Origin of the sequence: Chryseomicrobium aureum (assembly GCF_016909155.1) — a bacterium.
Classification (GTDB): Bacteria; Bacillota; Bacilli; order Bacillales_A; family Planococcaceae; genus Chryseomicrobium; species Chryseomicrobium aureum.
Map to the genome: position 1 here is coordinate 1 of NZ_JAFBFG010000027.1, position 19191 is coordinate 19191.

The window sequence follows — 19191 nt, forward strand, 5'->3', positions numbered from 1 at the left end:
CTGAAAATATCGTATGATGAGGGGATTTTTTTGTCCATAGCTGAAAGCTCTCAGGAACCCCCTGCATTGCAGGGGGTATTCAGATTACAAAAAAGCCCCACAGAGCCATTCTCTGTGGGGTGTTGCTATCTAAACTTGATGTGGCGTTCGTACATCTTCGCCGGACCATACCGTGATTCCTGTAGTGTTGTCTTTGGCAGCACGAATCATTGTCGCAGCAAGTTCATCTGTTGGAAGTGGTCTCTGACTTTTCGCAAGACCTAGTTTATTCACTAGTTGAATGGCCTTCAAACCAAACTTTTCACCCGCCCGGTCGCTCTCTTTTCGGTCGAGTATAGGCGGTTGCAAAATCGTGATGGCATCAAACGGCAATTTCTTGACCGCTTCTTCAAGCTGCCCTTTCATACGGGAATAAAACACGCGGGAGTTCGAATCCGCACCCGTCGAGGAAACCAAAACGTAACGAGGGACGCCGTTCGCACTCGCAACATCGGCAAATTGGTACTGGTAGTCATAATCGACTTTCCACTGTTCGTCTTGGCTCCCGGCTGCTTTAATAGTCGTTCCCAAGCAGGAGAATAGCACATCTCCCTTCACGAGTTGATGCCAATGCTGTGGTCGGTCGAAGTCAATCGTGTGGGCATGGAGTCTGTCATGGCGAAGTCCAAGGTCTCTTCGCACGAACAAGCTGACTTGTTCCACTTCGGAATCCGCCAAAAGCTGTTCGACTAAATCTTTCCCTGTGGCACCTGTCGCACCAATCACTAAAGCATGCATCACAATTCCCCCACTTGAACAATTTTCTTAAGTATACGCCATTCTGCACCCATTGACCTCTTTATCGCGTCTTTTTTATCAGAAATTGCGTGGCTGCGTACGAAAGGTCTATGGAAAGGTGCAACACCCATCGTTACCTACCGTGAAATCATGGGCGTGCCGCTTCCGGTCGTCTGGCAAACCTTATGTCCGGAACATTCGCGCAGCACAAGACAACGGCTTAACGAGTATCGGTGTGCGCTTTATAAATCAAAAAGCTGATGACCACTAGTGAGTCAACAGCTTTTTTGTTACGCTTTTTTTAATTTGAAATGCAATACAAATAAAATGATTGTAATCAATGTGAACGCTGTTAATGCGAGGAACGGAATCGTCACAAACCCGAACCAGTTGATGTACTGAACGTTACACGGAACGCCTTGCACACAGGGTTTGATGTTCGCAAATCCAGGTACTTTTTGCACGAGATAATGATACAGCGAAATGCTCCCGCCAATAATCGTGAGTGGCAGCACATACAAACGCATCCTTACATCATTTGTGAATGCTGCAATCCCCAGTACAATCGTCAGTGGATACATGAAGATTCGCTGAATCCAACACAATTCACACGGTACAAACCCTCGGATATTGCTGAAGTATAAACTACCAAGCGTTGCCACTAATGCCACTACCCATGCAAAATACAATGCATAATTTTCAATGAATCCTTCACGCGTCGATTTAGTCATTGTTCGTCTGCCCTTGTTCGATCAGCATCGCAATCATCTCATAATCAAACGGATCTTCTAGGAACACACCGTTGACGTAAATGGTCGGCGTAAACGGTACACCAAATTCCTTCACAAGTTCATTGTCACGTGTAACTTCCTGCACGATAGCAGATTCCTCAGATGCCATGTCGGTGCGCATCTTATCGATGTCAACTCCAGGAGCTGTCGCTTCAGCAATTTCCGCCATCTTATCAATCGTCACCCATGGCTCGTCATGTTGTTGCGAAGCAGGTTGTGCATCGTACACAGCTTTATTGAATGCCCAGAAGTTTTCAGGGTCTTGTTCGAAAACAGATTCAGAAGCTAGAGAAGCAATGACTGATTCTTCTCCGTGGAAAAGAACATTAATGTAGCTCAAGTTTGCTTTCCCAGTCTCAATGTAATCCTCGACCAGTTTCGGGTAGATCGTCTCTCCCCACTGCTTACAAGATGGACATTTGTAATCGCCAAACTCTACGATTTCAACTGGTGCATCCGCATCCCCAAGCATCGGTTGCCCTTCTGTAGGTGGGTAGACTCGTTCTGTTTCTTGCGGCACTTCAGTTGCCGTTGTACCGGTATCTCTGTTCATATAAAGGACGATGCCCACGATGACGACTGCTAGAGCCAGTGTGGCGAGCATGACTTTTTGATTTGTTTTCATGGAATTTCCTCCTTACAGGTGGTGCACTTAGTTTATCATAGGGTAGCCGGGTATACAGTTACAATTATGTGACGAGTTTCGTGGAGTGTTTAACGCCCGAAAGTGGTGAATTAACGACCGAGTCGGCTCATTTAGCGACCGAGTCGGTTCCATTAACGCCCGACTTGACCCCATTAGCGCCCCAAGTGATGTTATGGAAACTAATCGGCGCATAAAAAAGCCCCGGCAAGCCTCCTCAAACAAAGGACGCCAACCGGAACGCGCAAGTTTCTACTCAAGTGTCAATTTATATAATTTGTCATCGTTGTCACTCGGGTTGCCTCGGCCATCTGTGTTGTTCGAGACAAAGTAGAGGTCGTCTCCGTGAATCCACACATCCCGCACACGCCCGACGTCTTCGACAATTGCGCGGTACTCTTCTGTCGCAAGATCAAACTCCAAAACGGTCGTTCCACGAAGTGCTGCTACGTAGACTTTACCGTCACGATACGCCATTCCTGAAGGCGCCCAAGTCCGGTCACTACCGGAGGCAAACAGTGGCGACTCTAGACCTTCTTGTTCCTCTGTCCCCTCTATCGTCGGCCAGCCGTAATTGGCACCCGCTACAATCTGATTCACTTCATCGTTCGCGCTTGGTCCGTGTTCACTTGCATACAACTCTCCATCTTCTGACCACGTCAGACCCTGTGCATTTCGGTGACCCATACTATAGACGTACGAGTCTCCAAATGGATTGTCTTCTGGAATCGAGCCGTCAAGATTCAAACGGAGAATCTTCCCAGCAAGTGACGCTTCGTCTTGTGCAAGCTCTGGGTCAGAAGCATCCCCAGCAGTTGCATACAGTTTGTCATCTGGCCCTATTTCTAGACGTCCACCATGGTGCACGTTGCCACTAGGAATCTCATCCAGCAGTACTTCTGTTTCTGTCCACGCATCACTTTCTAATTCAAGCTTCACAATTCGGTTGAACTGATTGCCGTCTTGTTCATACGTATAATAGGCAAACGCCTCGTTGGACTCTCCGAAATCTGGTGCTAACACAAATCCTAACAATCCAGCTTCTGCTGCTTCTGATAATGTCAGTTCAAGTGAGACCGTCTGTTGTTCCACAGTTCCGCCCTCTACTTTTGCGATCGAGCCTGGTCGTTCGGAAATATAAAATGTGCCTTCATGTTCGTCAATCGACCACGGAATCGTGAGATTGTCTGCAACAACCTCTAGATCTGACCCACTTTTCGTATTTTCGTCTGTAAGGGGGGTGTTGTCTTCAAAAATATTGACCGGTAAACACCCAGAAAGTAGAACGGCCGCAGTTGCAAGGGGTATCCATGTCTTTTTCATAGCAGTCTCCTCCTTCTTTGATATTTAGTATAGCGGAAAAGGAAAGGCTACCTGTAGTGGAATGTTTTATCAAAACGTACCTGAACCCTAAAATATCCCAACATAATTCATCTTTATCCAAAAGTCGATATAGAAACGCGGGTTCTCAATGCATATCCAGTGAATAGTCATGTTTGTCCGAATTGTTTTTGGGACAGGTACCTATTTAACGTAAGATATGTGTAAACCATTCACAATCCTAGAGATACTAACATGCTTCATGAAAGTTTTCAGACCTATTGAATAGTCATTTTTGGAATTTGAAGAAAGCTCAAAATCACTGGCGAGTTACAATTCTAACCACATTCCATTTACTATAAAAGCATCGAAAAAGAGGAACCTTCTCAGGCTCCTCCTTCTAACATTTCTATCTGTTTACCATACTTGTTTTAACTTCATCTTTTTTAACCAATGCCTTTATCAGCTGATCAATTCTTTCTATCTCAATACTCTGGTTTTTCCACCAGTTACGACTCCAGATGCGTTCGATTGTCCATCCGCGACTTTCGAGGAATTTTTGACGATAGATATCTCGTTCTTTTGCATTTTTAGAACTGTGATACATTGCTCCATCGCATTCGATACCCACAATATATTGAGATGGATCGTTAGGATGAATTACAGCCAGGTCTATACGGTATCCAGACATCCCAACTTGCGTTTGGACTTCGTATCCCAGATTTCGCAACTGCTGATAAACCTGCTCTTCGAAAGGTGAGTCGAATTGCAGTGGTGAAGAGGAAACACTGGTGTTTCCAAGTTCATTCACATTTTGAATGACTTCTTGTACTTGTTCGATTTGACCTGTCGAAACAGCTCTTGCGTATTTTAAATACTCTTTAAATAGACGGGGACCATTACTCTTTGAATTAGCTACTTCAAGTTCCACTGGTTCTATGCTGCTCACAATAATGATATTTTCCTTTGCTCGAGTTACTGCGACGTTCAAACGATTTTCTCCACCCTCTTGGTTCAATGAACCGAATCGGTTATAAATCCTGCCTTCTTCGTTTTTTCCGTACCCTACTGAGAAAAGAATGATATCCCGCTCATCACCTTGAACATTTTCAATATTTTTCACAAACACTCTTTCATCCAAGTCCCTGCTCATCACTTCTCCATGCAAGGCACCAAATTCCATATCATCTAAGGTAGTCTTTTCAATCATGTCCAGAATTTTTGTTTGTTGAGTACTATTAAATGTGATGATGCCCACCGATTTATCAGGTTTCGTAAGTAAAAGATTTTTAAGTACCCTTACCACTTCTATAGCTTCTACTTCGTTCGCTCTATCAATCCATCTACCATTTTCCACCTTAATCCATTCGATAGCAGGAGGTTCTTTGTATGGTTGTACATTGGGAGATATTTGTATCGCTCCACCGTAAAAAGCATGATTCGAGTAATTAATTAATTCTTCATATTTAGAGCGATAGTGCCATTGGAGTGTCTTTTCATCGAATCTCCGCTTCGCTAAGTTCAATAAACTTGGCGAATCATTGGAAGTAAAATCTTCTTCATCCTCATCTGCTTCAATAATAGACATAAACATATTGGATGGCGGCAGCTGCATTTCATCTCCTGCAACAATTACCTGTTTCGCGCGATATATAGATGGCAAACCGTTTTCTACAGTACATTGTGAAGCTTCATCAAATATGACAAGGTCAAAGAGTTCATCCGTTAACGGAAATATTGAAGAAACAATTTCCGGAGATGCAAGCCAAACAGGGGCTACATCCATCAACCCTTTATCTGCATATTCCCTAACCAGCTTCCGAAGCGGCCATACTTGACGTTTCTTGCCTGTCTGATGTTTTAAGTCCTTAAATGAAGTTCTAGATATATCTTGAGAGCTTTGAAGAGAGAGAGTTAATTCGTTAAGCAAATGCTGACGAGCTACCTCTTTTTTACTTTCAACTAACTCTTCAAAAGAAGATCGAAGACGGATGTATTCACTATTTGATACTTTTTTCACAGCTGGATGTTTGCTCTCTAATTGATCAATCCAGTGAAGATAAAATGATTGCCTTAAAGTCTCCGTCCATCTTTCTGGGAGGTTTTCGAAAGCCATTAGATTTTTTTTATCTATCAATAATTTTATTAGCTTTTGCTCTGTTTGGCTGCATTCCTTACCAAACTGATCCATGTGTTGTAAATCTTCAAAATCACTATGTAAGTATTCTTGAATTAATTCTAATTGCTTTACGGGCAATGCACCTTCAGCAACCATTTCTTTATATTTCTCTACTTTAGAAGACTCAAGGAAATATTTTAAAACATCCATCTCTATATTAATTTCCTTAGTTATTTGTGCCAGATCATTAATAAGCAATAAACTCTTTTTAATTTTTGGCCATTCCTGCGATTTAACCCCAGGAAATTTAACACCTTTATTCAAATCTTCAACGATTTTTCTACCGGTGAAACTTGTCCAATACCATAATCGTAATCCCTGCAATGTTCGTGGATCACCGTCAGAAATATCAGGGTGTATTTTAAGGATATCTTGTTGAATTCCCCACGTGTAGGCAGGAGTGATGTCATCAGCATCTAAAAGATTTAGATACTCTTCTGCTTTTTTTGTTTGTTCAATCAGATAAGACATTTTTTGAGTAAATTCCGTTTTTTCTTTCATACCAAACTTGGCAAATGAAACTCGCTCTTTCAGTGGATAAGAATCTTTCCCGAATTTCTCGTACCATTCGGCATACGTATACACATTTGCTAGGGTATCTTCTAAATTTTCAGCATTAATTTCATTTGCAACCAAATTAACACTTATAAACGCCTCAATATCTCCTGTGCGTTTAGTCTTATTGTATAACTCATAAAGAGAGAACCCAAAACCACCTTTTGAATGCAACCCTAATGCAATACTATTTAATTCCATTTCTTGTTGTTCAAGTTTCTGTGAGGTAGTTCTTAGTCTATTTGCCAATCCTTGATCTAAATTCAAGGAATATGACAAGGTATCATTTATTTTTCTATATAATGCTTTTCTGTCTTGATTTTCATCGTGAATCAAAGCGGCATAAGCTGTTAAGTCCAAACTTTGGAGCCTTTGATAAACAACATCTAGCGCAGCCCTTTTTTGACATACAACCAGAATTTTTTTCTTCTGATGGAGTCCGTCTGTAATCAAATTGACTATCACTTGGGACTTTCCTGTTCCTGGTGGCCCATGGACTGCAAGACCTTTTTTATACCGCGCCTCTTTCAAAATTTCTTCTTGGGAGCCATCCGTGTTTAATAAATATAAGCGATCGAACTCCCGCAGGTTCTCTGCTTCTGCCTTTTGAGCATCCCAATCACTTTCCATCACATCTAAACTTCCAGGATTTAAGAGGTCACCAATCAATGACAAATTACTAGTAAGGCTAAGATCTATCAATTGATCATAGTCCCTTACAAGTGAGGAACTTCCTTGTGGAAAATGACCGATAACCGCATGTTTTAAAAGTTTCAACTGGCTTTTTAAAGGAATTTCATCCGTCTTCAATTCTTTTAAAGATTCAAACCCTTCTGGTATTTGTTGAAATGTCATCTGAACTTTTGCCAGAAAAGATTGAATTTCCACATCATCTTTTAAAGCAACTTCCTGCGCCTGCTCCATCCACTCTTCAGAGACGTGTAATTTATCAATTTTTTTAAATGCCAGAAATAAAGTTCGATTGAGAATCGGCTCACCCTCGCCTTTCTTTAGTACAAATGCTTGCCGGTTAATGGAATCCTTATCTAAACGGACTGGGTATAGAAAAAGTGGTGCTTGAAAGAAGGTCCCATCTGAAAAAGTTCCGGAAATGAACGGGCTTCCTAAATAAAAATCATGAACCCCCGTCTCTTCTTCAATTGCCTTAATATTTCTATGTAAAGTTGTCAGCTTTCGATGATTTGTAGAATCCTTATCTTCATCTTTTGTTAGTAATGAAAAGGATTTTGTGGATTTCTTCTTTAATCCTTCAACTATCGCATCCGTTATTACTGGAGTGCTGCGAGTCAAATCAAAACTCCATTTATCATAAAGTTTTAGTAATCGAATTGAGCGGTTCCGTTTGCTGATATTATTCAACTTGTCACGCATATTGACCAATTCTTGTTTCATATACTCACCTCACTATTTATTTAAATCTATTTTAGATAGGAACAATAGTTATCATTATTTCATAATATTACCACAGTTTTTATGTCAAAAATGAAATTTAAATAGACTATAGTAACGAAAGCATCATGCTGCTAGGGAATTATTGTATTCTATTAATTTAGCTCTTCGAATATAGATTTAACTTTCAAAGGCTTGGGGTTTCAACTTATTATTTTTCAATACAATATTCACATGAAACAATACTCATCACCATTTTTTTATTATCGAGATCCATTAAATACATTAAATTTGTTTATAAATTCTAGAATCACACTCTGAGGTACCTGTGTATCAAACAATGCCAACTATTCACTATTATTCACTTCACATGCAGGAAAAGTGCCTATATATCAAGATATTTAGCATAAATATTTAATTGTAGTGAATAGTGCCGTGCACAGGTACCCTTTCATAACCCGAATCCATTATAGAGGATTTTTTTACGTTTAAATAAATTTACTGACAATTCCGCTTATCAGACAAGACCTACTCATTTTAATGCGACACTAGTGAGTATACTTTTTTATACTATGTAACAATAAAGTTTGTACTTATAAAGATGGAATGTTAGGTTATATATTAATGGATGAATTTTCTAATTTGAGGAGGAGGTAGAAAAATGGTTAATGTAGCGCTATTGGTTCGACTTGAAGCAAAACCTGGAAAAGAAGCGGAAGTTGAAAGCTTCCTACGTGGGGCCCTACCTGTGGTTCAGGAGGAGTCAGAAACGATCGCATGGTTTGCGATCCGACTTGGACCTACGACATTTGGCATCTTTGACGCATTCCCGGACGACACAGGTCGTCAAGCACACCTTTCTGGTCAAGTGGCTGCGGCATTGATGGAGAAAGCTCCTGAACTTTTCGCAGAGCCACCAGTGATTGAAAATATTGACGTCCTTGCTTCCAAGCTTCCTAAATAAAGTCATATTGTCGCTGCCATCGCATCTGTCCAGAGACAGTGGATGGCAGTTTTTTTGATTATTAGTTTTGGCGTGAGCTATATAAAGTGGAACACCTATAGGGAGGGGAAGCGGACAAACTGCTTCTTTTTATTTATCAATTAATCCGATAAATGGAATAAAAACTAGGAGAAATCATTTACAGCCACCCAATTTATACCGTTTCAGTTAATACCCAAAGTCACTAGTATCGCATAAATAAGTTGAGAAAATTCAGTTTTCTTTTATTCGTTGAAAAAATTAAAAACGAACAGACATACCGAAAAAGGTAGTCAACATCCATTTTTTTACGTTTAAATAAATTTACAGACAGTTCCGCTTATCGGACAAGACCTACTCATTTTAATGCGACACTAGTGAGTTCATTCTTTTTCGTCGACTTCTAACTGTCCTGTCTCTTGGTTGTAGAAGCGAAATAGATTTCTATTGATAAATATGTCTGACTAGAAAAGAACCTGTTCTGCCGTCTCTACTTTTCTTCATTAAGAGCGACATTATAGAGGATATATTCCTAAAAACAGATATTTACTATTTCAATCCAAGATGTTCCCTTAGTGTATTACCCTCGTACTGTTTTCTGAAAATCTCTCTTTTCTGCATTTCGGGAACAACTAATTCAATGAAGTCCTCTAAGCTCTCAGGTAGCGTAGGAGGCATGAGATTAAATCCATCTGCCACGCCTTTGTCTAGCCACATCTCCATCTGATCAACAATCTCTTCGGGTGTTCCGATTAAGGTGAAGTGCCCTCCACCGGCACTAAGAAATCCTAAAAGTTCCTTTACTGTAGGATTAGTATCATGAATAATTTCAAGTATTGTCTCATATCGACCTACAGGACCATTAAATTGCTCTAAAGGGGGTAATGTGGGCACTTTTAAATCGATTTCCCAGTCCGTACAATCCATCTGGAGAAAATAACTCAGTTGTTTTAACGCTGTCTCTAGAGGCAACATTTCATCTAATGCTTGCTTTTTAGCCAAGGCTTCTTCACGGGTCTTTCCTACATATGTAACTAGACCTGGAAAAACTTTGATTTGCTGTTTGCACCCTCCATTTTGCTTGATGGCCTCATCTAACTTTTGACGATATTTCATAGCCTGACTTATATTCCAAGATACTGAATAGACTGCCTCCGCATGTTTGGCTGCTAGTTGAATACCTTGCTTTGAGGCCCCTGCTTGCATGGCCACTGGTTTTCCTTGAGGACTCTTTGGTGTAGTTGATGGACCCCTCACATTAAAAAATTCTCCTTTGTGATTGATAGGGCAAATATTATCAGGGTTGATTACCTGACGTCGCACTCGATCAGCGAGAACCTCTTCTTTATCCCAAGACAAGAAGAGTTTATGCATCAATTCTGCGAATTCATCTGCCTTCTTATACCTCTCTTCGTGGGACGGAAGACTCTCCATACTGTGATTCCATGCTTCTTCATCTCTCATAGACGTCACTAGGTTCCAACCCACTCTTCCATTTGTAATATGTTCTAGGCTCAACAACTGTCTTGAGGCTGTAAAAGGATTTGAAAAAGTACTCGAGATGGTTGAGACGAGCCCTACATATTTTGTCACCTGAGAAATAGCTGTCAAATTGATTAATGGATCGAACCAAAATGCCGGTATTTCATTTGGTTCTTGTGCCAGGAAGGATTGACTGTCTGCGAAGAAGACAGCGTCAAAGCATCCTTTTTCAGCTAACTGCGCCAAGGATTGATAATATTCTATCTCCCCAACCCGGTTGACACTTGAGTTCGGCATCAACCACGCAGCCTGATGATGTCCACACCCATAAACCAAAACCCCTATATTAAGTTGATTCTTTTGAATAACCGTCATTACTCTTCCCCCTAAGACTAGACCAATATTAGTATGCCTTCCTATCTTACATATGGAGGTAATACTACATTTAGTTCATCGTTAGTCCACCATCTACTGTGAAATTTTGCCCTGTGATACCTTCTGCCTCTTTAGATGAGAGATAAACGACCAAATGGGCCACCTGTTCCGGAGTTGTCACTTTTCTCAAGGGTGTAGAATTAGCAATCAGTTCAAAGACCTCTTGAGACGTTACTGAACTGGCATCAGTCACTTTCAACAAACCACCTGATACGACATTTGCTTTAATTCCGTATTGTCCCAGTTCAGAAGCTATATTGCGTGTAAAACCTATAAGTCCTGCTTTTGCAGTTGTATACTCGTGGTAGGGGACTACTGGATTTTGGTAGAGATTCGTACCAATACTGATGATACTTCCATTTTGTCTCTCCATGAATTGGGGTAAGACACTTTGAGTCACATTGAAGGCCGCTTTTAATGTTCCGTCCAGCTGTTTTTGATAATCTTTCCATGAAAGATCTATAAAAGACTTTTGCTGTATCGGATCGAATTTGAAATCTACCAATGCATTATTGACCACCACATCAATTTGACCAAAATAGTCGGTCGCCACTTTCACCATCTCGTCCACTTCTTGGCGATTTGTCACATCAGCGTATAGAGCTATAGCATTTTGTTCACCGAGCTCCGAAGCAAGTCCTTCTGCCTTCTCTTTACTTTTATAATAGTTAATCACTACATTAAACCCTTTTTCAACTAAAGCTTTTGCTATCGTAGCACCAAGACCCTTGCTACTTCCTGTCACCAAAACTGTTCTCTTCACGTCACCACTCCTATACTTTTAGTTGCAATCGCAAGGACAAATAAAAAAGTGAAAGATAGTGTCCCTGCACTCCCTTTAGTCTTTCCAATAAATCTAACTCATCCGTACCAACTTTAGATGAATATCATTCTGAATGGTACTATCAAATTTGCAACGACCTGATTTGTAATGCAATGTACAATTGGCGCTCTCTCACGAACAGAGAGTTGCATTAGTATCCCTCCGCACTCGGTTGCTTTTTTGAACTCTTGTACAATGACCCATGCCTATTCCCCCTTTCTTGAACGCAAAAAAACCGCCTCCTGAAGATAGGAGGCGGCGAAAGACCTGTTAAATAGAAAAAGTATAAAGGGTTCGCACACTTCCCTCCGCTGGTATGACCCAGATCAGGTTCAAAGGGTCCGGAGTCTGTCCGTCTCAGCCAGTTTGGCTCCCCTAGTGTAATTCGGTATTTTGTTTTCACGACCACTATAACAAATACTAATTTTTATGTAAAGCCTAGTATCTACTGTCTACAGAGGTTGTGCAGGAAGTAACCCTTGTCTTACGAGGGTTTCGTACTAGATGTTTTAATTATATCCCTTTTCTATAACCAAAAAAGCGTAACCACTCAGACATAACTGAATAACGCTCAAAGCTATAACAGATCAGTTACTATATATGGTTCCTCTAAAATAATACGCTGAAAGATCAAGCTAAATAAGAAAACTGCTCCCATAATGGCAGAAGCATAACACGAACTGTTGCGCCTTTTCTTAAAACTAAACATCGCCGCTATAATATTACCCCATCCAAAATGACAATTGCTAGAACTCCAGGCATAATCCAACTATAAAACGGGAGCCAGGATGCCTAATTACCAGGATATTCCTTGACAAAGATTGTTCCACTACTTGACATCACCATTTGTGTTCCTTTCCAAATTTGCTCCTGTCGCCAAAAACAAATCATAAATGCCCAACATCCTCGCTCGTATTGTTTGCTTCACCTTTTTACTCCCCCACTGTTATCTTTAAAACCTCTTGTTCCAAGTTAAACAACACTGTTCGACTAATTGTATTTTAATTTATAAGGCTTGCTTATTCATAATTTCTACTAGTTGCTAAATCATTATATATAACCACTTATCTCATCAAAAGCAACTCCTAGTATGTTTTTATTTAAATAATTTATTCTGACTATAAATTAATAATTAAGCCTCCCGTTCTCTCTTTCTCTTCACACTAATCAATGCCCCTACAACAACTATGCAAAGTAAGACTCCCCAGAAGATGAGCTTCCATTCCGTAGAATGCGCAAAGTCATACGGCAGGACTCCAAGATCCTTATGAGAGAGCGTAAGCACTAACAATTTGACCCCGACCCAGCCGACAATGACAAAGGCAGTGGTTTCCAATTGCGGATAGTTGGCAAGCAGTTTAACAAATTTATGGGCGGCAAAACGCATGATGATGAGTCCGACCAATCCACCTGCTAGCATCACTGCAAACTGTCCCGAGTTGATCCCGCCAATTTCTTCGATACCGAACAAATCCAAATGAGGCAATGTTAGAGCCAGTGCAACTGCAGCAAGCATAGCATCGACGGCAAATGCGATATCCGCCAATTCAACTTTCAACACTGTCATCCAGAAACCCGATCCTTTAGTAGCTTCCGGTTCAAGGGAATGTTCTTTTCCTTTCCGCTGATCATAGATATGTTTGAATGCGATGAATAATAGATAGGCTGCTCCCAACGCCTGAATTTGCCACACATCCACCAAAATCGTAATCATAAACAATGCAGCGAATCGGAACACAAACGCTCCTAATAATCCGTAAAACAATGCTTTTTTCTGTTGTTCTCGCGGCAAGTGCTTAACCATGACAGCCATCACTACGGCATTATCGGCCGCCAACAGACCCTCCAGTGCAACAAGTACCAATAGTACCCATAGATACTCCAATAGAATTGCTTCCATCTCTCTTCCTCCTTCTGATTTTTGCCAACAAAAAAGACCCCTGCCTAATAAAAGGCAAAGGTCTCGCTAAGCAAAATTGATTGCTATCACAACCGATGGCTATGAACCATGTTATGACGATTGTGAAATAGGTCTCCCTATAGCTACTCCCCCTTGACATAAAGTCAAAGTCTTTTGAGTTGTACAATTAGTATAGCATGAAAAAAGGAATCTGAATTAAAAGATTTGTCGAAATCATGTCTGGTTTTAACTGTTTTAAGAATTTAAGTTTAAACCGTCACGTGACACTGTATAGTCTTTCATTGCTTATGCTACATATTCTTATCTTTAAAAAGGAGGCGTGTTCATTGGGAAGGGATTAATGAAAATTGGAGAAGTGGCAAGATTAAGTGGTTTATCTACAAGGACTATCGACTATTATACAAATTGTGGATTATTAGCTTTTAAACGTTCCGAGGTCAATTACCGGTTATATCCAGGCACAGTTCTGCAGACGCTCGACCGAATACAGGTATTAAAAAATCAGCGCATGACCATTCCGGAAATTCACAGAACTTTGAACACAGCTAGTCTACCTGAGACAACGGAATTGATTGAAGATGTAATCGATGAATTTAATTGTTTGCAAACAAAAATTATCCGACTGGAAGAACAATTGAAAGACGCACCGGTACACGTAAAGGTACAAAGCAGTAAAATACTTGAAAGCAAGATGGTTGATTTAGGTACCTGTGTATCAAACAATTCCAACTATTCACTATTATTCACTTCACATGCAGGAAAAGTGCCTATATATCAAGATATTTAGCATAAATATTTAATTGTAGTGAATAGTGTCGTGCACAGGTACCCTTCATTAATCACTTGATCAGAAATCACACGGATCATTCCAATCATTTTATCGGCGTCCCACACGGTAAACGCCCATGTCGCATTCTCAAAAATCAGCGCGTATTTTTCTTTTTGCCATTCCGGTAGTGGTTTCGCCCAGCCTGCGTCCAGGAAAAGTTCTTCTACACGGTTTGCATCTATCCCATTTGTGCCTTCACGAATGACGTGTCCATTAAAGTATTGGTACATTTTGTTCCCCCTTAGTGATTAGTGCTAACTCATCGCGTAACATTTCTTTATAATCCGACCGTCTCCAAAGCGTAACCGCCTCTAGTTCACCTAATTTATCGACCAAGTTCTCTACAATTCGGTACCCGAGGTAATAGGCAAACCGCGTTGCACCAAATCGAGTTCCACCATTGATTGAAAACCACTCACGAAACAAATCACTTTGATCCAAATTCTTTAAATCTTCAATGAGAGCAGTTGCAAGTTCTTTCTCGTTAGCTTTTGCAAAAGCTAGCCAGTCTTCTCCTTGCTGGTCATATGTGAAGTAGATAGATTCCGGGATATCTACGACTTGCATGGAATGATACGTTGCGACCCCTTCTTGAAGTAAGGTGGTATACGGGCTCATCCAGTCAAGTTTGGCCCATTCCATCCCAAGTTGATCTGTGCGTGCATTATGCAGGGCATGACCCAACTCGTGTGCAATAATTGCATCCAGTGTGACATCTTCTGGTGAAAGTTTTTCTAAACAAAATGTGATGTCCGGAAAGATTTGCTTATGTGTAAATGCGTTGGACCCAAATGCGCCGACAATCATGTGGACATCTTGATCAAGAGTCACCGGATATAAAGATTCATACTTCTGCACAATCTTTAAAATTCGGCTCTCCATCTTGTCACTGTTCTCTTGAATTGCTGGCAAGAGTTCTTGATAGCGTATAAGAGCTAATTTCTTCTTTTCTTCTGGACGATAACAGTGATACGCAAAATATTCTTTAAAGTGCGGAGCAAACTTAGAATAATAGCCATCTAAAAACTCAGTAGTGGGTTCATAGTTACTCAGAAAATAGGAAACTGTGTTATAGATTTTCATTCTAGTCCCCCACAACCCGATTTCGCTTTTCCTTGCGCTGTTGTTGCTTCTTAAAATAATCATCGAACCCCATGAACATTCCGAGTCCCACTAGCACAACGCCACTAAGTTTTGTTCCGATCATCTGAACCGTCGAATGCGCTTCGTTGTTCAGAGCAATCAGCACAAACCCAACTAGTATCAGTAGTGTTCCGAACACCATCAAAAACGCCTTGAGTGCACTTTTCATCATTTTCATTCTGTTTAACCCCTTCCCCTAATCAACCATTCTCTCTATATCCTAAATTCTAGAAGTAATTCTAATCAGTATACTTCTGTATCCATTTTCTGTATACCAAATTCATGCTATTTCTCATTTTTCCCAACGACAGGAAAAGCCCACAGAAATAAAATCTTGCTATCGCTGCCTTCACACATATCTTCATCTACAACCCCACCAGCTACAAAATGGCCAGGATTCTTTTGTTGCCAATCTTTATAGAGGATAGATAATTTCTCATTAATCAACATAGTCTGCGCTCCTTTGACTTTGAACTGAATGACCGGAAAACAAATTGTCAAGGTTACTTCATAAACGTCTTCTAGTTAATCAAATAGGAATAAAACTGAGTGGTCGCTGATATCTTCGGCAGCGATATTTTTCTCCTCAACTTTATTAGCAGCAAATTTAATCTCATTTATATGCACCGACTGCAAATTGTAAAAATATACTCCTGTGAGCCTCCATCGCAATTAACTGATCCATTATTAATCGATCGTCATAATGAAGTTTGAAATTATCGCCTACCTCTTGTTTTATAGACTCAATGACTAATTCGCTTTCTCCATCTTGATCTTTAGTTAGATTAATTTTCTGTTGAACACCTAATCTAACGAATTGATAATAGAGCCTCATAACTAAATCCGAGGTGCCAATCCTTTGGAGTTTTGTCTTATTAGCTCCAACAGCTTTAAAACTAACCATTTCTCCGTTTCGAATAATGAGATCAAAAAATCTTGATTATTTCTCTAGTAATCGATTCAATTCTAAATCAATCGTTAATGGGAAATAACATTTTATTCACGCTAACCAAATAGAAAAAGTGAAAGAAGATGCTACACTATGTGCACCTTCATTAGAAACAACAACTCCTCTATTCGTTCTAATGAAAATGGTTATTTTAATTTCCTTTTCCAAATCCTTAATCGCATTTGATAAACTCGGCTGAGATATATATAAACTTTTAGCAGCTTCATTCATAGATCCCTTATTTGCTACTTCTAATGCATATCTTAATTGCTGTAGAGTCAAACCAGACACTCCTTTTTAACACTATTAAACTCCCAAAATGCTATGCTCTTCTTATAATATCTAGTAACCACACAAAAGCATTTTATCACTTTCCATTTCTTCTTATTTATTATCTATCATTCGTAAAAGCATACTTGTATGAAAAAAAAGAAGTGAAGATGCTCACAACCAAGCTTCTTCTCTTCCTATAATTTTTGGTGTGTAAGTTGAATTTCTTTCGATATTTCAGAATGATTTTCTACCATCATCACTTTAAATACTTCTTAGTTTACAACTTCATGAACGTGAATTTCTCAGCATTTTTTTGTGGAATCTTGGCTTTACTTCAGCAAGCAAGATAGCTACGAGGATCAACGCAGCGCCCATAAGCATACGACCTGTCAGTACTTCGTGCAAAAATAAAACGGACAACAGCATGCTGAAAACGGCTTCTGTTGATAGAATAATGGCCGCCTTTGTGGCTGTGGTATATTGATGGGCCATATTTTGGAAAAGATAGGCAATAGCTGTCGAAAAGACGGCTAAATAAACAAGTGAATACAAAGCTTCCTTGAATTCAAAGTCCAAAATTTCAATACCTTGGATTGTTCTATTTAATCCATTACCGCCTGCTACAACCGAAAATTTTTCTGTAACTGGCAACTGCAACAAATCCATTACAGTGATCATATCTCTTATCCTTCCTTGTAGTCATATAACTCAATTATAAAGTATTGCAGTATTAGTTATATACTGCTTATTACTAAGTCTATCAATTCTACACTAAATAAACCGGCAACTATTTTTGTAAATAAAACAGTTCGTAAAAGTACATTTAAACGAACAAAAAATGAATTTCAGTATTCAAAAAGACCAATCATAATGATTGGCCTTCCTTCCTTTCTTTACCCTATAAAAGTAATGGCATCTATAATAGCCTTGCATTCTTCAATCAACTCTTGATCGGCCTCGTCTGTTAATCTTGCAGCTCGGGCCAATGGATCAATTGCTTTTATCTTTTCGCACAATACATATCCAGTTGTCTGATTGTGTGCTGCGCTATTCTTGTTATTCTTAGTTCTTCCATTTACCGGTACATGAGTTGGGTATCCTTTATTCGTATTAGTGATTGGCAAAACCCAAATTAAATCGGTCTCTTTATGTACATTTTCTTCTGAAACTACGATGGCTGGACGATAACCTTGCTGTTCGTGTCCTTTTGCTGGGGACATGTCGACCTTTATAATGTCACCAACTTTAAAAAACCTTGTCATCACTATTCCTCCAATTAAATAGTGCCTGTACTATTCCATTAAGGATTAAGTACAGACACATAATCTTTAAGCCTATTAACTGATCACCAGTCTTCTTTTCCAACTGGTTCTACTTCATCCCAAAGTGATTCAGGTTCAGGCTTTCCGCCATTGTAACCAACAAATAACTTTTGAAACGGCGTTAACTTGCTTTTTCGAACCAACGAAATTCGATTGGGTTCAATCTCTACATCAAATACAGCATCATCAGTTGCATTGAATCCGGCTTCCTCGAGGATATCTCTTGTAAGTCGAACTGCTTTACTGTTACCCCAATTCTGAAGTTTAGCCTCTCGGTGACTAACTTTTTGCTTAACTTGCGGCATGTGAATCAACTCCTCAGAGTGCTATTTATATACTTAGTATATACAACGTATCTACATTCTGCAAGCAAAAGCTCCTTTAAGATTCTTTCTATAATGGAACTCGATTAAAAAAGGCCAGCCTTTGCAAAAGACTTTTCTAATCAATCCAGCTATTTATTTTACTTCTGATAATCCAGCAATATGTAAACTGTTTAAGCATGCATGTTGAGCTCTCGTTGGAACGTGAAAGTCTACTGAAACTTCTGCTTTATGCTCATCTTATTGGATACTATTTAAGGGTAAGCAGCGACAGTTACTGCTAATCCTTGATTATTGGTAAACTTAATGAGAAACGAGGTGACTTATTATGATCAAAATAATTGATAATCAGAAACTCGAATTGCAGTACAAAAAAGGATTTGGAGCGTGGACGTATCATATTAGACTTCCTGGCACGGCCAGTATTCAAGGGAAATGGGGATACCTAAAGGTGTCTGGTACAATTGATGACTTTGAAATAAAAAGCATTAATTTGGCTCCAAGAAAAAATGAAGACAAGATTATTTCAATCAATCAAGAAGTTAGAGACGCAATTGGCAAAAGTGGTGGCGATATGGTAATGGTCACTTTATATCTGCATGATTAGCCTACTAAGAAGATAAGCAAATCGAATTCCCAGGTTAGACAAAAGGTTTTCTCAAAGTTCCTTATTTAGGAGCTCTGACCATTCATCATATGGTTTTTTGCTACTTATAGAGTTTTATGAATTAATATAACTTCTTCGTGACATCGATTATTTAGGTGTCACTTCAAGAGATAACATGAACCAATTTCAAGCTATATTTTGTACCGGAGTTTTAAAAAACCAGTAGCCTTCTATAAGGATTACTGGTTTTATAATTATATATTTCATTTAGAAAGACTTCCGATAAGGGGTCATATGTAAACTAATCACCTCTATATCTTTCATAATAAAACTGTTAATGACGCCAAATAATGACCGTAAGTTGATGGATGATTTTGTCCAAGTCCTGACGGATTTTTTGTCATTAGACAAATGGGAGGCTGCCAGT

At 39.6% G+C, this 19191-nt stretch carries 19 protein-coding genes, 1 pseudogene and 1 riboswitch; of the genes and pseudogenes, 3 read left to right on the forward strand and 17 right to left on the reverse strand.

Annotated features, from left to right (window positions below; genetic code table 11):
* Nucleotides 1-129 precede the first annotated feature (129 nt).
* The 5 genes from JOD03_RS13300 to JOD03_RS13320 form a co-directional block, all read right to left on the reverse strand.
* Nucleotides 130-777 carry an NAD(P)H-binding protein gene (locus JOD03_RS13300; protein ID WP_204591900.1) on the reverse strand — a complete coding sequence of 216 codons (648 nt, stop codon included), beginning with the start codon at nucleotides 775-777 and terminating at the stop codon, nucleotides 130-132.
* Nucleotides 778-1067: 290 nt separating this feature from the next.
* On the reverse strand, nucleotides 1068-1508 hold the full coding sequence (locus tag JOD03_RS13305) for a disulfide oxidoreductase (RefSeq protein ID WP_204591902.1): 441 nt from the start codon (nucleotides 1506-1508) through the stop codon (nucleotides 1068-1070).
* On the reverse strand, nucleotides 1501-2193 hold the full coding sequence (locus tag JOD03_RS13310) for a DsbA family protein (RefSeq protein WP_204591904.1): 693 nt from the start codon (nucleotides 2191-2193) through the stop codon (nucleotides 1501-1503). The genes JOD03_RS13305 and JOD03_RS13310 overlap by 8 nt, the downstream gene beginning before the upstream one ends.
* 270 nt (nucleotides 2194-2463) lie before the next feature.
* Nucleotides 2464-3534 (reverse strand): PQQ-dependent sugar dehydrogenase, encoded by a 1071-nt coding sequence (locus JOD03_RS13315; RefSeq protein ID WP_204591906.1) that lies wholly within the window; start codon nucleotides 3532-3534, stop codon nucleotides 2464-2466.
* 406 nt (nucleotides 3535-3940) lie between these two features.
* The gene (locus JOD03_RS13320) at nucleotides 3941-7678 is read right to left on the reverse strand and encodes an AAA domain-containing protein (protein ID WP_204591908.1); all 3738 of its coding nucleotides are present in this window, start codon (nucleotides 7676-7678) and stop codon (nucleotides 3941-3943) included.
* 658 nt (nucleotides 7679-8336) lie between these two features.
* Between JOD03_RS13320 and JOD03_RS13325 the strand changes: the two genes are divergently transcribed.
* Nucleotides 8337-8639, forward strand: coding sequence for a putative quinol monooxygenase (locus JOD03_RS13325; protein WP_204591910.1), 303 nt, complete (start codon nucleotides 8337-8339; stop codon nucleotides 8637-8639).
* Between the two features lie 567 nt (nucleotides 8640-9206).
* Here JOD03_RS13325 and JOD03_RS13330 read toward each other — a convergent pair.
* The 3 genes from JOD03_RS13330 to JOD03_RS13340 all read right to left on the reverse strand — a co-directional run bounded on the left by JOD03_RS13330 (nucleotide 9207) and on the right by JOD03_RS13340 (nucleotide 13297).
* Nucleotides 9207-10514: an LLM class flavin-dependent oxidoreductase gene (locus JOD03_RS13330; RefSeq protein WP_204591911.1), complete on the reverse strand. Its 1308-nt coding sequence runs from the start codon at nucleotides 10512-10514 to the stop codon at nucleotides 9207-9209.
* Between the two features lie 70 nt (nucleotides 10515-10584).
* Nucleotides 10585-11337, reverse strand: coding sequence for a 3-oxoacyl-ACP reductase (locus JOD03_RS13335; protein WP_094942166.1), 753 nt, complete (start codon nucleotides 11335-11337; stop codon nucleotides 10585-10587).
* Nucleotides 11338-11683: 346 nt separating this feature from the next.
* Nucleotides 11684-11784: riboswitch (TPP riboswitch) on the reverse strand.
* A gap of 745 nt (nucleotides 11785-12529) precedes the next feature.
* Nucleotides 12530-13297 (reverse strand): TerC family protein, encoded by a 768-nt coding sequence (locus JOD03_RS13340; protein ID WP_204591912.1) that lies wholly within the window; start codon nucleotides 13295-13297, stop codon nucleotides 12530-12532.
* A gap of 340 nt (nucleotides 13298-13637) precedes the next feature.
* Here JOD03_RS13340 and JOD03_RS13345 point away from each other — a divergent pair, with 340 nt between their 5' ends.
* The gene (locus JOD03_RS13345) at nucleotides 13638-14105 is read left to right on the forward strand and encodes a MerR family transcriptional regulator (protein ID WP_338032480.1); all 468 of its coding nucleotides are present in this window, start codon (nucleotides 13638-13640) and stop codon (nucleotides 14103-14105) included.
* Here the strand turns inward: JOD03_RS13345 and JOD03_RS13350 are convergent.
* The 9 genes and pseudogenes from JOD03_RS13350 to JOD03_RS13390 all read right to left on the reverse strand — a co-directional run bounded on the left by JOD03_RS13350 (nucleotide 14102) and on the right by JOD03_RS13390 (nucleotide 18139).
* Nucleotides 14102-14377, reverse strand: coding sequence for a hypothetical protein (locus JOD03_RS13350; RefSeq protein ID WP_239584993.1), 276 nt, complete (start codon nucleotides 14375-14377; stop codon nucleotides 14102-14104). The genes JOD03_RS13345 and JOD03_RS13350 overlap by 4 nt on opposite strands.
* Nucleotides 14361-15230 carry a DUF2268 domain-containing putative Zn-dependent protease gene (locus JOD03_RS13355; RefSeq protein ID WP_204591913.1) on the reverse strand — a complete coding sequence of 290 codons (870 nt, stop codon included), beginning with the start codon at nucleotides 15228-15230 and terminating at the stop codon, nucleotides 14361-14363. The genes JOD03_RS13350 and JOD03_RS13355 overlap by 17 nt, the downstream gene beginning before the upstream one ends.
* Before the next feature lies 1 nt (nucleotide 15231).
* Nucleotides 15232-15468, reverse strand: coding sequence for a hypothetical protein (locus JOD03_RS13360; RefSeq protein WP_204591914.1), 237 nt, complete (start codon nucleotides 15466-15468; stop codon nucleotides 15232-15234).
* Between the two features lie 107 nt (nucleotides 15469-15575).
* A complete protein-coding gene (locus tag JOD03_RS13365) occupies nucleotides 15576-15740 on the reverse strand; it encodes a hypothetical protein (protein WP_204591915.1) in 165 nt (54 codons plus the stop codon).
* Between the two features lie 163 nt (nucleotides 15741-15903).
* Complete coding sequence (locus tag JOD03_RS13370; RefSeq protein WP_204591916.1) at nucleotides 15904-16194, reverse strand: hypothetical protein; 291 nt, start codon at nucleotides 16192-16194, stop codon at nucleotides 15904-15906.
* A gap of 144 nt (nucleotides 16195-16338) precedes the next feature.
* Nucleotides 16339-16521: pseudogene (locus tag JOD03_RS13375) on the reverse strand (LysR family transcriptional regulator); the annotation flags it as partial.
* A 276-nt stretch (nucleotides 16522-16797) separates the two neighbouring features.
* Entirely contained in the window at nucleotides 16798-17190 is a 393-nt protein-coding gene (locus tag JOD03_RS13380; RefSeq protein WP_204591921.1) for an EamA family transporter, read from the reverse strand.
* 215 nt (nucleotides 17191-17405) lie between these two features.
* On the reverse strand, nucleotides 17406-17774 hold the full coding sequence (locus JOD03_RS13385) for a type II toxin-antitoxin system PemK/MazF family toxin (RefSeq protein WP_204591923.1): 369 nt from the start codon (nucleotides 17772-17774) through the stop codon (nucleotides 17406-17408).
* Nucleotides 17775-17857: 83 nt separating this feature from the next.
* A complete protein-coding gene (locus tag JOD03_RS13390; RefSeq protein WP_204591925.1) occupies nucleotides 17858-18139 on the reverse strand; it encodes an AbrB/MazE/SpoVT family DNA-binding domain-containing protein in 282 nt (93 codons plus the stop codon).
* A gap of 346 nt (nucleotides 18140-18485) precedes the next feature.
* Here JOD03_RS13390 and JOD03_RS13395 point away from each other — a divergent pair, with 346 nt between their 5' ends.
* On the forward strand, nucleotides 18486-18764 hold the full coding sequence (locus JOD03_RS13395) for a DUF1905 domain-containing protein (protein ID WP_204591927.1): 279 nt from the start codon (nucleotides 18486-18488) through the stop codon (nucleotides 18762-18764).
* Nucleotides 18765-19191: the final 427 nt, after the last annotated feature.